Origin of the sequence: Variovorax sp. efr-133-TYG-130 (assembly GCF_030208835.1) — a bacterium.
Classification (GTDB): Bacteria; Pseudomonadota; Gammaproteobacteria; order Burkholderiales; family Burkholderiaceae_C; genus Variovorax.
In genome coordinates this window covers 1-12,119 of record NZ_JARVTD010000038.1, presented here as the reverse complement: position 1 = coordinate 12,119, position 12,119 = coordinate 1, and the positions used below count along the sequence as shown (strand labels likewise).

Sequence of the window (12,119 nt, the reverse complement as noted above, 5' to 3'; positions counted from 1 at the left end):
GACGTCTCAGGCCATCGGCCCTAATGCGCAGACAGGTCGCCCCCATCCCATCAGATTCGCAGAAGACGCTTCATCAAAAGCGTGGGGTAGTCCTGCCGATGGCCAGCCACGGCGTAAACGAATGTGTCATCGCCAATACGTCGGTAGACCAGCTTGTGGTGTGAGGTGAAAACGCTGTGGTACTCAAAGATGCCAACGGATACGAGCTCCGATACGGGTGCCCCCATCAAGAAACCTGTGTCGACCAGGGCCAGCTTCTCGAAAATCTCGTCCTCGGCCCGGAGCCAGTCGGACTCGCTCCACCTGTCGAGCATGTACTCCTGAAGGGAAAGCAAGTCTTCCTGGGCATCGGGAAGAATGCGGACGGCCATTACTTGCGACGTTGGCGCGCCGCGGCCAGTTGCGCGCGGGATTCGGCAGCGGATATACCCTGACCCTGCGCGCGATCCTTCTCACCCAACGCGATAACCTTCAAAGCGGCGATCAGTGACTCTTTTTCCTGAAACTGGCTGACACTCTCGATCACCATGCTCGCCTCTCCGTTCTGGGTGATGAAGAACGGCGTGCCGTTCATCTCCAGGTCTTCTGCAATCTGGGCGGCATGGCTTTTCAGATAGGAGATGGACTTGATGTTGGAGGCGGATGGCATGGCAGCTTGCGAAGTGGATCGGTCTAAATTTAGTATCGAATTCAGTTGACGTCAAGGCTTGGCACACGACACGGGGATGCGCGCTGGGGGCGCGTGCAAGCACTCGGCGCAGATCGCACGCCCGTTGATTTCCATGGGATCCTGACGCACCTAAATGCGACTAAAACTTGCTCACCCGATATTCGACGGGGCTGAGTGGGCTGCTGCCGGTCTCATAAACGCCGACCTGAGCTTTTTGAGCTTTCTCGAACTGTACCGGACTGACGTAGCCGAGCGTCGAATGACGGCGCGTCGGGTTGTAGAACCGCCTGATGTAATCGAACACGTCGGCGCGGGCATGTCTCTGGACCGGTACACCTTTCCGGCTGTGCGCTCAGTGGGGCACTGCTGGATGGAAATCAACAGCCTCGACACCGGCATGCCCGGACGTCCATGAGGGCGTTTGCCAAGGCGATCCAAGGCGCAGCCGCCACCGTGACTCCCCGCGCCGCGCACGAATTCAGGGCCCGGCATCCGCGTCCCTCAGGCCGCCGCCCAAGGCCTTGTACAGCGCCACCGCACTGCCGAACGCACTGCGCCGCAGATCCAGCTGCGCCTGCCTGGCGGCATAGAGCTGACGTTGTGCATCGAGCAGTTCGAGGCGTCCCTCCGTTCCCGCACGGTAACGCAGGCTGGACAGGGCCGAACGGCGTTCTGCGCTCGCCGCCACGCGCGCCTGGGCTTCGAGCTGTACAGCGAAGGTCTCGCGCCCCGCCAGACCGTCGGCCACTTCTCGGAAGGCTGTCTCGATGGCCTGCTCGTAAGCCACCACCGCGCTGGACTTGCGCACCTCGGCCAGACGCAGCTCGGAGCGCAGCCGACCGGCCGAGAACAACGGGACGGACAGCTGCGGCGCAAAGCTCCACGCACGCTGCGCGCCATCGAACAGACTGCCCATGGCCGGGCTGGTGTAGCCCAGGGATGCCGTCAGCGAGAGCCGCGGGAAGAAGGCCGCCCGCGCAGCGCCGATGTCCGCGTTCGCCGCGATGAGCGCCTGCTCGGCCTGCTGGATGTCCGGCCGCCGGTACAGCAGGTCCGAAGGCAACCCCGCCGGCAGCTGGCTCACCACCGGCTGATCCTGCAGCGGCAGCCCATCCGGCAAGCCGGCCGGAATCTCCGCACCCACCAGCAGCCGCAGTGCATGACCGGCCTGCGCCATGGCGCGCCTTCGCGCCTGCACATCCGCCTCGGCAGTTGCCACCTGCCCCTCGGCCTGGGCAACCTCCAGCCCGCTGCTCTGGCGGGCGGCCTTCAGGCGGCGCGCCAAGTCCAGCGATTGGCGCCAGTCGGCGAGCGTGCGCTCGGACAACTGCAGCTGCTCCTGCGCCAGGCGCTCGGCGAAGTAGGCATCGGCCACCGCGCCGACCAAGGCGATCTGCGCGGCCCGCCGTCCGTGATCGCTTGCCAGGTAGCGCGCCAACGATGCGTCCGACAGGGCGCGCACGCGGCCAAAGAGGTCGATCTCGAACGCGCTCGAGCCCACGCTCACACCGAACTGATTCTGAACGGCGGCGGGAACGGCGGGGTTCGATCCGTCATTGGCTGCGGTCCGCTGGCGCGTCGCATTGCCGGTCGCATCGATCGCGGGCCACCGCGCCGCGCGCTGGATCCCGTACTGAGCCTGCGCCGCCTCGACGTTCAAAACGGCGATGCGCAGGTCGCGATTGTTCTCAAGCGCCAGTGCGATCAATCGCTGCAGCCGCCTGTCGCCGAACATGCTGCGCCAGCCGAGGTCTGCGCCATGCGCCGTGGCATCGGCCGGTACCTGGCCCGGATACATCTCGGGGATCGGCGTCGCGGGTTTGAACAGCCCGGGCGTCAGCGAACAGGCGGACAGCGCCAGGACGACAGGAAGAAGGAGGATCCGCATCGCGTCAGCCCTCCTGCCCATGGCCATGCCTGACACGGGGGCGGCGCGCCATACGCCAAGCCGCGAGGCGCTCCTGCAAGCTCATCACGAACACGAAGAAGGCGGGCACGAAGAAGATGGCCAGGGCGGTGGCCGTCACGATCCCGCCGAACACACCGGTGCCGATGGCGCGCTGTGTCTCGGCGCTGGCGCCCGAGGCGACGATCAGCGGCACCACTCCCATGCCGAAAGCGAGCGATGTCATCAGGATGGGGCGCAGCCGAAGGCGCGCCGCCTCGCCCGCCGATTCGATCAGCCCCTTGCCCTCCTCGCGCAGCTGCTTGGCGAACTCCACGATCAGGATTGCATTCTTTGCCGACAAGCCGATGACGGTGATCATCCCGACCTTGAAGAACACGTCATTGGGCATGCCGCGCAGCAGGACGGCCGCCACCGCGCCCAGCAGGCCCAAGGGGACGACCAGCATCACAGACAGCGGGATGGCCCAGCTCTCGTAAAGCGCCGCCAGCACGAGGAACACCACCAGCATGGACAGCGCCATCAGCATTGGTGCCTGGGCGGCGGACTGCCGCTCCTGCAACGACTGGCCTGTCCATTCGAGGGCGAAGCCGGCCGGCAGCTGCCGAGCCAGCCGCTCCATCTCCGCCATCGCCGCTCCGCTGGAAGCACCCGGTGCCGCGTTGCCTGAAATGCGCGTGGCGGGGAAACCCTGGTAGCGCACCAGCTGCAGCGGCGTGTCCGTCCACACAGGCGTGACCACCTCCTTCAATGCCACCATGCCTGCGCTGCTGTTGCGCACGTGCAGACGCAGCACGTCGTCGATCTGCATGCGTGCGGGCGCATCGGCCTGGATGACGACCTGCTGCATGCGCCCGGCATTGGGAAAGTCGTTCACGTAGGCCGAGCCCATCGCGGCGGACAGCGTTTCGCTGATGTTGGAGAAGGACACGCCCAACGCTTCGGCTTTCTGGCGGTCGACATCCAGACGGATGCTGGTGCCCTGCGGCAGCCCATCAGGGTAGACGCCGGTCACGACCTTGCTTTCGGCGGCCAGCGCAAGCAGCTTGGCCTCGGCGGCCTTGAGCGCGGCATGGCCCTGGTTGGCACGGTCCTGCAGCCGCAGGGCGAAGCCCGAGCTGTTGCCCAATTCGTCGATCGCGGGCGGCATGAGGCTCATGACCGTTCCCTCGGTGGTTCCCGCCATGGCCTGCTGCGCCAGAGCCACCTCGCCACTGGCGGTCGCGCCGTTGCGCCGGTCCCAATCGCTGAGCATCGTGAAGGCCATGGCCGCGTTCGAACCCGAGCCGGAGAAGCCGAAGCCGACAACGGTCATGTTGGACTGAATCGAAGGGCGGCTCGCCGTGTGCGCCTCGAACTTCTTGACGACGTCCAGCGTGCGCTCCATGGTGGCCTCGGCGGGCAACTGCACTACCGTCATGAAGTAGCCCTGGTCCTCTTCCGGCAGGAAGGCCGAGGGCAGTTGCCGGAACGCGAGGACCAACAGGACACAGAGCGCCACGAACACCAGCATGACGCGACCGGCGCGCGCGGCTATCTGGCCGACGCGCGAGGCGTAGCGCGCATTCATGGCATCGAAGCGCCGGTTGAACCCGCCGAAGAAACCCCGCTTCTCGTGGTGTCCCTGCGCCACCGGCTTCAGCAGCGTCGCGCACAGCGCAGGCGTGAGCGTCAGCGCCAGGAAGGCGGAGAACAGGATCGCCACGGCCATCGACAGCGCGAACTGCTGGTAGATCACACCCACGGAGCCGCTGGCGAAGGCCATGGGAATGAACACCGCCGTCAGCACCAGCGTGATGCCGACGACCGCGCCGGTGATCTCCCGCATGGCTTTCATCGTCGCTTCGCGTGGCGCGAGGCCTTCCTTCGCCATGATGCGCTCGACGTTCTCCACGACGACGATCGCGTCGTCGACGATGATGCCGATGGCCAGCACCATGCCGAACATGGTGAGCACGTTGACCGAGAACCCCGCCACCAGCATCACGGCGAAGGTTCCGAGCAAGGCGATCGGCGCCACGATGGCCGGGATCAGCGTATAGCGGATGTTCTGCAGGAACAGGAACATCACCAGAAACACCAGCGCCATGGCTTCGATCAAGGTGTGGATCACCTTCTCGATGGAGATCTTCACGAAGGGCGCGGTGTCGAACGGGACCGAGTAGTCCATGCCCGACGGCATGGTGCGCCTGAGCTCCTTGAGCCTGTCGCGCACGCCTTGCGCGGTGCGCACGGCATTGGCGCCCGGAGACAGCTGCACGGCCGCCGCTGTGGCGACCTTCCCGTTCTCCCGGTTGATGAAGCCATAGGACTGCGCACCCAGTTCGACCCGTGCCACGTCGCCCATCGTCACCTTGGAGCCGTCGGCGCTGGCGCGCAGCACGATCGCCGCGAACTCCTCGGGCGTGCTCAGCTGGCCCTGCACCGTCAGCGGCACGGTCACGCGCTGCCCTGGCAGCGAGGGCGAAGCGCCGATGGCGCCCGGCGCGATCTGCGCGTTCTGCTGGGTGACTGCAGCCGACAGGTCGTTCATCGACAGGCCGTACGAGATCAGCTTGTCAGGGTCCACCCAGATGCGCAGGGCCTGCTCGGCGCCAAACATCTGCACCTTGCCCACGCCCTGGATGCGGCGCAGTTCCTCGACGATGTTGCGGACCATGTAGTCGCTCAACGCTGTCTCGGTAAAACGCCCATCCTTGGAGCTCAGCCCGATGATCATCAGGAAGCCCGATGCGGCGGATTCCACCGCCAGGCCGTTCTGGCGCACGGCCTGTGGCAGCCGCGGCTCGATGGCCTTGAGCTTGTTCTGCACGTCGACCTGGGCCATGGCAGGGTCCGTGCCCGGCTTGAACGTGGCCACGATGGAGGCCGAACCGGAGGCGTCGGCGGACGATTCGAAGTACAGCAGGTTCTTGACGCTGGACAGCTCTCGCTCGATGAGACTGACGACCCCGTCGTTCATGGTCTGCGCCGACGCCCCCGGGTAAGTCGCGGTGATGCTGACGGTGGGAGGCGCCACGGCGGGATAGCGGGCAATCGGCAGCATCGGGATCGCAATGACCCCGAACAGGATGATGAACAGGGCGACGACCCAGGCGAAGACCGGGCGTTGGATGAAGAACTGCGGCATGGCGGCGTTCTCAGCGGGCGGCCGCGGCGTCGGCCGCCGTGGCCACATCCGCCGGCTTCCAGTCCCGGGGCTTCACGGATGCGCCCTCGGACAGGCGCTCCATGCCTTCGACGACGACCCTCTGGCCAGCATTGAGCCCGGAACGCACGCGGTAGCTGCGCTCGACCAGCTCACCCAGGTCGACCGCCTTGCGGTGCGCCTGTCCTTGGTCGCTGAGCACCCACAGCTGGGGCTGGCCCGCCACGTGAACCACCGCCTGCTGCGGCACCATGAGGGCCTGGGCATGGCTGGCTTGAGGTACCCGCGCCCGCACGAACATGCCGGGCAGGAGCTCGCGCAAAGGGTTGTCCACGAGCACGCGCAGCAGCACGGCGCCGGTTCCGGCGTCGACGTTGACACCGGAGAACAGGATGCGCCCCTTGGCTGTGTAGGGCTCGCCATGGCTTCGCAGCAGGGTCACCGCCAGACCGTCCCGGGCGTCCGGCTGATGCGTTGAAAGCGCATCACGCAGCGCGTCGAGCGACCCGGCCGGCTGGCGCAGGTCCACGTAGACCTGGTCGATCTGCTGGATGCGCGCCATCGGATGGGTGTCGCCGCTGCCGACGAGGGCGCCCTCGGTGACCAGGGCCTGGTCGATGCGCCCGGAGATCGGCGCCTCCACTCGCGCGAACTGGAGGTCGAGCTGCCGGCGCGCCAGGGTCGCGCGGGCCTGCTTCACGTCGGCTGCGGCCTGATCGCGCTGGGAGACGGCGTCGTCATAGGCCTGGCCGCTGACCGCATCGGCCTCGACCAGGGGCTGGAGACGGGTCGCCTGCGTCCGTGCGCGTGCCAGCGCGGCCTCGGCACGCTGCACGCTTGCCGCCGCCGTCTCCACTTCCGCCTTGAACGCAGCCGGATCGATCTGGAACAGGCCCTGGCCTGCGCGCACCTCCGTGCCCTGCTCGAACAGCCGACGCTGGACGATGCCGCTGACCTGTGGACGGATTTCAGCGACGCGCACGGCCGCCACGCGACCTGGCAGGTCCTGCGTCAGCGCCAGCCGGGTGGCACGCACCGTCATGACCGAGACGATGGGCGCGGGCGGCGCAGCCTGCCCGGTGTCGGTCTCCGCGCCGCCGCAGCCAGCGATCAGGACCAATGCCAGGGCGAACATGCCGCCCTGGCGGAGCAGAAAATCGATCTTCATGGGTGTCTTCGAGAAGCTGGCGGACCTCCGCGAGCAGCAACAAACGACGATTGTTCAAGGACAGCGTTGGGGCTCGGATGAGGCTGTGTCGAGATTCGATGGAGAACTTCAGGACCAAGGTTCGCCGCAGGCCGACCATGCCCACCGCGGCCGGGACCTCACCGGTGTCCAAGCCATCCTCGGCCCTTCCATCGAAGGGGAGAGCCCATTTACGACCGTTAGCCAAAGCTCCTTCGGTGTTCGGCATGCCGGACACCGAAGCCAAGCGAAGTAAAAAAGAACAGGTGTGGGCGAATGCCCGAGCGACGAGCCTGATCGGCAGCCCCCTCGATCAACAGGCTGACGGTGTCGCCGCGAGCCGTTCAATCGCGCAGCGTGAAAACCACCGAGAGGTACGACACCGGTCCCGAATGGATCGCATCGATACCGTGCAGCGCCGTCGCATCGAACAGCAGCGTGTCCCCTGCACCGACCTCCACCGATTTCGCGCCATACCGGTAGGTCACCGCCCCCGACAGGAAGTGCAGGAACTTGAGCCCCGGATGCTGGAAGGTGACGTACGGTCCGGCCTCCGGCAAAAGGGTCACCATGTAGGGCTCCACGAACAGGTTGCCCGACAGCGAATGCCCCAGCAGCTCGTACCGGTAGCCCTCCACGGCCCCGATCCGGTCGACCACCAGTCCCTGCCCTGCCCGCACATGGCAGAAGTCCGTGCGCCGCGCCTGGTCCCCGAAGAAGCGTGACACCGGCACGTGCAGCCCCTGCGCAAGCCGCTCCAAGGTCTCCACCGAGGGCGACACGAGCCCCCGTTCGATCCGCGAGAGCATCGACGCCGAGATCTCCGACGCCAAGGCGAGTTGCCCGGCCGATAGCCCCGCCGCCATGCGCAGCGCCTTGACCTGCATGCCGATGCGCGACATGGAGGGGTTGCGCGGCGCCGGCGGCGGCCGCCTCGGCCGGACACGCGTGACCGAGGTCGGCAGACGCAGCGGACGTGCCGTAGGAAGGGGCGAGGCGATTTGGCGACGCGTCATCTGGATTTCGTGCCCGCAAGGAAGGCCTGAATCGAAGAGTTCTGGCCGAGTTCTCCGGCGCCACCCTCGATCCAAATTCGATACGAGGACGTCGCAGCTGACGTTTTGTACCATAGAAGCGGGTGCATAAAGAAGACCATGCGATGAGAGTCATCGCATGCGATCGACGCAGGATCCCGCACTGCTGAAGGCCTTTGCAGCCGAGCTCAAAGCTCGGCGAGCGGTGCGCGGCTTCAATCAGGAGGAGCTTGGATTTGCGTCGGGACTCAATCGCACGTTCATCGCCAAACTGGAGACGGGCACCTCGAGTCCCTCGCTAACCAGCCTCGTCCTCCTGTGCAACGGGCTCGAAGCAGATCCCGCAGAGCTCATGCAATCCCTCATGAAACGCTACAAGAAGGAACTCCGAGCCAATTCGGCATCGGGATAGATCTTCGGAAAGCTGCGACTTTCGACAGGCGGAGGCGGATTCGCGTGCGCGGTCGCCGCCTGTTCGGCATGCCGAACTTCAGAAAGGACGGGAGGGGACGCACTGCACGGCGGAACCAAGGCGACGCCATCGACATGCCGCGCGCAATGGCACAGGAGGAGGAAGTCCGCGTTCTTACAGGCCTGCGCAGATTGCCGAATCACTCCCGTCCAGATGCACGGCCAGCATGAAAAAGTACGGGTCGGCGGCGGCTGCGTCTACCGCCTTCACGTCCTTTGGCTGAGCGCCTTTTCGATCTTCCTGTCGGTCTTGTACTGCCCCAGCCCGTACACCGCCCAGATGGTTGCCGGCAACCAGCCGATGATCGTGAGCTGGAGAACGAGACAGATCACTCCAGCAATCGGCCTGCCGATGGTGAAGAACGTCAGCCAGGGCAGAATCAAGGCAATCAGCAAGCGCACTTTTCTCTCCTAGATCGTCGGGCGGTCATTCAATCCGCTGGAACAAGTCCGCCTCTGTCAGTTGACGCCAAGTACCCTCCCCATAAATTTTGAGCAGCGATGAACCTGCTTGTCGAACCAGAGAGCAGCGGCGGAAGCACGATCTCACCACATTGATGAGAATCGATGTAGAGGTCGCGTCAACTTTTAGGGTCAATCGCGCAGCGTGAAAACCACCGAGAGGTACGACACCGGCCCCGAATGGATCGCCTCGATCCCATGCAGCGCCGTCGCATCAAACAGCAGCGTGTCCCCTGCCCCGACCTCTACTGCCTTCGCTCCATAGCGGTAAATCACCACCCCCGACAGAAAGTGCAGGACTTTGAGCCCCGGATGCTGGAAGGTCACGTACGGTCCCGCCTCCGGCAAAAGCGTTACCAGGTAGGGCTCCACGAACAGGTTGCCCGACAGCGAATGCCCCAGCAGCTCGTACCGGTAGCCTTCCACCGCGCCGATGCGGTCGACCACCAGCCCCTGGCCTGCCCTCACATGGCAGAAGTCCGTGCGCCGCGCCTGGTCCCCGAAGAAGCGAGACACCGGCACATGCAGCCCCTGCGCAAGCCGCTCCAAGGTCTCCACCGAGGGCGAGACGAGCCCCCGTTCGATCCGCGAAAGCATCGAGGCCGAGATATCCGACGCCAGCGCGAGCTGGCCCGCAGACCGTCCCGAGGCCATACGCAGCGCCCTTACCTGCGCACCGATGCGTGCAGCAGACAGGTTCCGCACAACAGATGCAAGCGGCCGAGACCGCCCGCGCGTCACCGAGACCGGCAAGCGCAGCGGTCGGGCCGTCGGCAAAGGAGATGCAAGCGTTCGATTGGTCACGAGTAGCAGCCTGGCGCGTTCCGATATGCATCGATTCTACGATAAACGTAGAGACTTTGGCGACTGGCATTACGAGTATCGTAGGGTGAAAACCAGCCCCTCTCCATCTCGTTCGGTCTTCGGCGCTCGGTTGCGACTTGCCAGACTGGCGGCCGGGCTGCCGCAAGACAAACTCGGCGTCAAGGCAGGACTGGACGAAGGAACCGCAAGCGCTCGCATCTCTCGGTACGAGAGCGGAATACACGAGCCCAACGTTGCATTTGCGAATCGCCTTGCAGAGGAGCTTCGTGTCCCACTTGCTTATTTCTATTCAGCCGATGACGACCTGGCCAAGCTAATCCTTTGGTTCGGTCAGTTGGATATGAAGCAGCGAAAGCTACTCCTCGAATATGCCAGCCGGCTCAAGGCTACCGATTGAGTGCTGATCGGTAGGAAGCTCTTTGGTCTGAACCACCGGCTCTAACTGTTACTGATCCGGCGTCTGGGTCTCCAACCAGGAAAAGGTCAAGTCATCGAGTGAATCGCCCCGGATTTTGTGGAGGCTCAACACTCTGAGAGGATTGAGCCATGAAGAAGTCGAACAAGTTTTCACCTGAGGTGCGCGAGCGCGCGGTGAGGATGGTGCAGGAGCACCGCGGGGAGTACCCGTCGCTGTGGGCGGCAGTCGAGTCGATTGCACCGAAGATCGGCTGTGTGCCGCAGACGCTGAACGAATGGGTCAAGCGCGACGAGGTCAACAACGGCGTTCGAGAAGGCGTGACGACCTGCGAGGCCCAGCGGATGAAGGAGCTCGAACGCGAGGTCAAGGAGCTGCGCCGAGCCAACGATATCCTGAAGCTGGCGAGCGCGTTTTTCGCCCAGGCGGAGCTCGACCGCCGGCTGAAGTCCTGAGGGATTTCATCGACAAGCATCGTGCCACCTTCGGGGTCGAGCCGATCTGCAAGGTCTTGCAGGTCGCCCCGTCGGGCTACCGGCGGCACGCGGCGCTGCTGCGTGAGCCGCACAAGCGCTGCGCCAGATCACACCGCGACGATGTTCTCATGCCGGCGATACAGCGCGTTTGGCAGGCCAACATGCAGGTCTATGGGGCCGACAAGGTCTGGAGGCAACTGGCACGCGAGGGCACTGCGGTGGCGCGCTGCACAGTCGAACGGCTGATGCGGCGCCTGGGGCTGCGAGGCGTGATGCGCGGCAAGGTGGTGAAGACCACGATCAGCGATCCCAGAGCGCCATGCCCCGTGGATCGGGTCAACCGGCAGTTCCGAGCGCAGCGCCCGAACCAGCTATGGGTCTCGGATTTCACGTACGTGTCGACATGGCAGGGCTGGCTGTACGTCGCCTTCGTGATCGATGTGTTCGCCCGACGCATCGTGGGCTGGCGAGTCAGCAGTTCAATGCGCACGGACTTCGTGCTCGATGCTTTGGAGCAAGCGCTGTACGACCGTCAACCCGAACGCGACGGCAGCTTGATTTGTCACTCCGATCGCGGCTCGCAATACGTCAGTATCCGGTACACGGAACGATTGGGCGAGGCTGGCATTGAGCCATCAGTGGGCAGCAAAGGCGACTCATATGACAACGCCCTGGCCGAGACGATCAACGGCCTCTACAAGGCCGAGCTGATCCATCGCCGGGCACCGTGGAAGACCAAGGAGGCGGTGGATTTCGCGACGCTCGAATGGGTGTCCTGGTTCAACCACCATCGCCTGCTCGAACCCATCGGCTACATCCCGCCTGCAGAAGCCGAGGCAAACTACTACCGGCAACTCGCCAGTCAGCCCGTCAAGACGGCGGTATGACTTAAACCAACCGGCCTCCATGAAAGCCGGGGCGATTCACTGCTCACGGCAGTTAGCGCCGCACTGATGACCACTCATTACAGGCTCGAACCGTCGCATCTCTTCTCTGCCCTCGGTGAGGCGCACGGTCATTTTTCCATGTTCTTCGGCTGCATGAACTGCAGCACCTGATCCACGCAGGGCGGGTCGCCCAGGTCATCCAGCGCGGTATCGCGCAGCTTCCCCTCGCCCCCGGCCAACGCCCAGGAAACGCCCACGCTGCTAGGAGGCAGCATCCGCCCGATGCGTTCTGCCAAATGCTGGTCATGCTCCCGAAGCACCCAGATGGCGAGGAGCAACAGCACGCGCCGCGTCGAACTGGTTGAGAGCGTCTCGGCGGCCCTGAGGACTGCATCGACGTCCCCGGCGCAAGTAAGCAACACCAGCAATCTTGACGCCACACGCGGAATTTTGCCCGTCAGAACCTTCGGTGTGATTCGCTGCAGGACCGAAGGCACGATGCGCTCGTGCCCAACCATCAACGCATGCGCTGCCAGCTGCCGAATCCACTTGTCGCCGGGATTCAGGGCAATGTCCATAAGGGCCGGCGGATTCAACCGGTCGATGCAACACACTTATAACTGCGTAGGCAGAAGGAGT

12 protein-coding genes, 1 pseudogene and 1 other annotated feature are annotated in these 12,119 nt (G+C 64.7%); of the genes and pseudogenes, 3 read left to right on the top strand and 10 right to left on the bottom strand.

The features are described from left to right. Window positions 1–50 precede the first annotated feature (50 nt). The 7 genes and pseudogenes from QRN67_RS29660 to QRN67_RS29630 all read right to left on the bottom strand — a co-directional run bounded on the left by QRN67_RS29660 (window position 51) and on the right by QRN67_RS29630 (window position 7,812). A complete protein-coding gene (locus QRN67_RS29660) occupies window positions 51–371 on the bottom strand; it encodes a type II toxin-antitoxin system RelE/ParE family toxin (RefSeq protein WP_106937834.1) in 321 nt (106 codons plus the stop codon). After that, a complete protein-coding gene (locus QRN67_RS29655; RefSeq protein WP_106937835.1) occupies window positions 371–649 on the bottom strand; it encodes a type II toxin-antitoxin system Phd/YefM family antitoxin in 279 nt (92 codons plus the stop codon). The genes QRN67_RS29660 and QRN67_RS29655 overlap by 1 nt, the downstream gene beginning before the upstream one ends. 160 nt (window positions 650–809) lie before the next feature. Further along, a pseudogene (locus QRN67_RS29650) lies at window positions 810–1,027 on the bottom strand (IS3 family transposase); the annotation flags it as partial. 121 nt (window positions 1,028–1,148) lie between these two features. Next, entirely contained in the window at window positions 1,149–2,558 is a 1,410-nt protein-coding gene (locus QRN67_RS29645; RefSeq protein ID WP_285414742.1) for an efflux transporter outer membrane subunit, read from the bottom strand. 4 nt (window positions 2,559–2,562) lie between these two features. Then, window positions 2,563–5,706, bottom strand: coding sequence for a multidrug efflux RND transporter permease subunit (locus tag QRN67_RS29640; RefSeq protein ID WP_285414741.1), 3,144 nt, complete (start codon window positions 5,704–5,706; stop codon window positions 2,563–2,565). A gap of 10 nt (window positions 5,707–5,716) precedes the next feature. After that, complete coding sequence (locus tag QRN67_RS29635) at window positions 5,717–6,892, bottom strand: efflux RND transporter periplasmic adaptor subunit (RefSeq protein WP_285414740.1); 1,176 nt, start codon at window positions 6,890–6,892, stop codon at window positions 5,717–5,719. A gap of 362 nt (window positions 6,893–7,254) precedes the next feature. After that, window positions 7,255–7,812 (bottom strand): helix-turn-helix domain-containing protein, encoded by a 558-nt coding sequence (locus QRN67_RS29630; protein ID WP_285414739.1) that lies wholly within the window; start codon window positions 7,810–7,812, stop codon window positions 7,255–7,257. Window positions 7,813–8,083: 271 nt separating this feature from the next. On the opposite strand from QRN67_RS29630, the gene QRN67_RS29625 reads away from it, so the two are divergent. Further along, window positions 8,084–8,356 (top strand): helix-turn-helix domain-containing protein, encoded by a 273-nt coding sequence (locus QRN67_RS29625; protein WP_106937839.1) that lies wholly within the window; start codon window positions 8,084–8,086, stop codon window positions 8,354–8,356. 266 nt (window positions 8,357–8,622) lie between these two features. Here QRN67_RS29625 and QRN67_RS29620 read toward each other — a convergent pair whose 3' ends face one another. Both QRN67_RS29620 and QRN67_RS29615 read right to left on the bottom strand, forming a co-directional pair. Next, on the bottom strand, window positions 8,623–8,817 hold the full coding sequence (locus QRN67_RS29620) for a YqaE/Pmp3 family membrane protein (RefSeq protein ID WP_020723420.1): 195 nt from the start codon (window positions 8,815–8,817) through the stop codon (window positions 8,623–8,625). Window positions 8,818–9,009: 192 nt separating this feature from the next. Then, a complete protein-coding gene (locus QRN67_RS29615; protein ID WP_285414786.1) occupies window positions 9,010–9,582 on the bottom strand; it encodes a helix-turn-helix domain-containing protein in 573 nt (190 codons plus the stop codon). On the opposite strand from QRN67_RS29615, the gene QRN67_RS33250 reads away from it, so the two are divergent. Together QRN67_RS33250 and QRN67_RS29605 are read left to right on the top strand one after the other, a co-directional pair. Then, window positions 9,557–10,099 carry a helix-turn-helix domain-containing protein gene (locus QRN67_RS33250; protein WP_350226967.1) on the top strand — a complete coding sequence of 181 codons (543 nt, stop codon included), beginning with the start codon at window positions 9,557–9,559 and terminating at the stop codon, window positions 10,097–10,099. The two genes, QRN67_RS29615 and QRN67_RS33250, sit on opposite strands and share 26 nt — an antisense overlap. 149 nt (window positions 10,100–10,248) lie before the next feature. After that, window positions 10,249–11,480, top strand: a protein-coding gene (locus tag QRN67_RS29605) for an IS3 family transposase (protein ID WP_285414738.1) whose coding sequence is annotated in 2 segments (ribosomal slippage) — window positions 10,249–10,537 and window positions 10,537–11,480 — 1,233 coding nt in all. Because the reading frame shifts where the segments join, the coding sequence is not laid out codon by codon here. Further along, window positions 10,527–10,643: a sequence feature (AL1L pseudoknot), on the top strand. (Overlaps the previous gene by 117 nt.) Window positions 11,481–11,608: 128 nt before the next feature. Here the strand turns inward: QRN67_RS29605 and QRN67_RS29600 are convergent. Then, complete coding sequence (locus QRN67_RS29600; RefSeq protein WP_285414737.1) at window positions 11,609–12,058, bottom strand: hypothetical protein; 450 nt, start codon at window positions 12,056–12,058, stop codon at window positions 11,609–11,611. Between the last annotated feature and the right edge of the window lie 61 nt (window positions 12,059–12,119).

Bases quoted from the DNA above. Each gene is read 5' to 3' on its own strand.
- QRN67_RS33250 (WP_350226967.1), top strand. From the start codon at position 9,557: ATGCGTGCAGCAGACAGGTTCCGCACAACAGATGCAAGCGGCCGAGAC.
- QRN67_RS29645 (WP_285414742.1), bottom strand. From the start codon at position 2,558: ATGCGGATCCTCCTTCTTCCTGTCGTCCTGGCGCTGTCCGCCTGTTCG.
- QRN67_RS29625 (WP_106937839.1), top strand. From the start codon at position 8,084: ATGCGATCGACGCAGGATCCCGCACTGCTGAAGGCCTTTGCAGCCGAG.
- QRN67_RS29640 (WP_285414741.1), bottom strand. From the start codon at position 5,706: ATGCCGCAGTTCTTCATCCAACGCCCGGTCTTCGCCTGGGTCGTCGCC.
- QRN67_RS29660 (WP_106937834.1), bottom strand. From the start codon at position 371: ATGGCCGTCCGCATTCTTCCCGATGCCCAGGAAGACTTGCTTTCCCTT.
- QRN67_RS29630 (WP_285414739.1), bottom strand. From the start codon at position 7,812: ATGTCGCGCATCGGCATGCAGGTCAAGGCGCTGCGCATGGCGGCGGGG.
- QRN67_RS29635 (WP_285414740.1), bottom strand. From the start codon at position 6,892: ATGAAGATCGATTTTCTGCTCCGCCAGGGCGGCATGTTCGCCCTGGCA.
- QRN67_RS29655 (WP_106937835.1), bottom strand. From the start codon at position 649: ATGCCATCCGCCTCCAACATCAAGTCCATCTCCTATCTGAAAAGCCAT.
- QRN67_RS29600 (WP_285414737.1), bottom strand. From the start codon at position 12,058: ATGGACATTGCCCTGAATCCCGGCGACAAGTGGATTCGGCAGCTGGCA.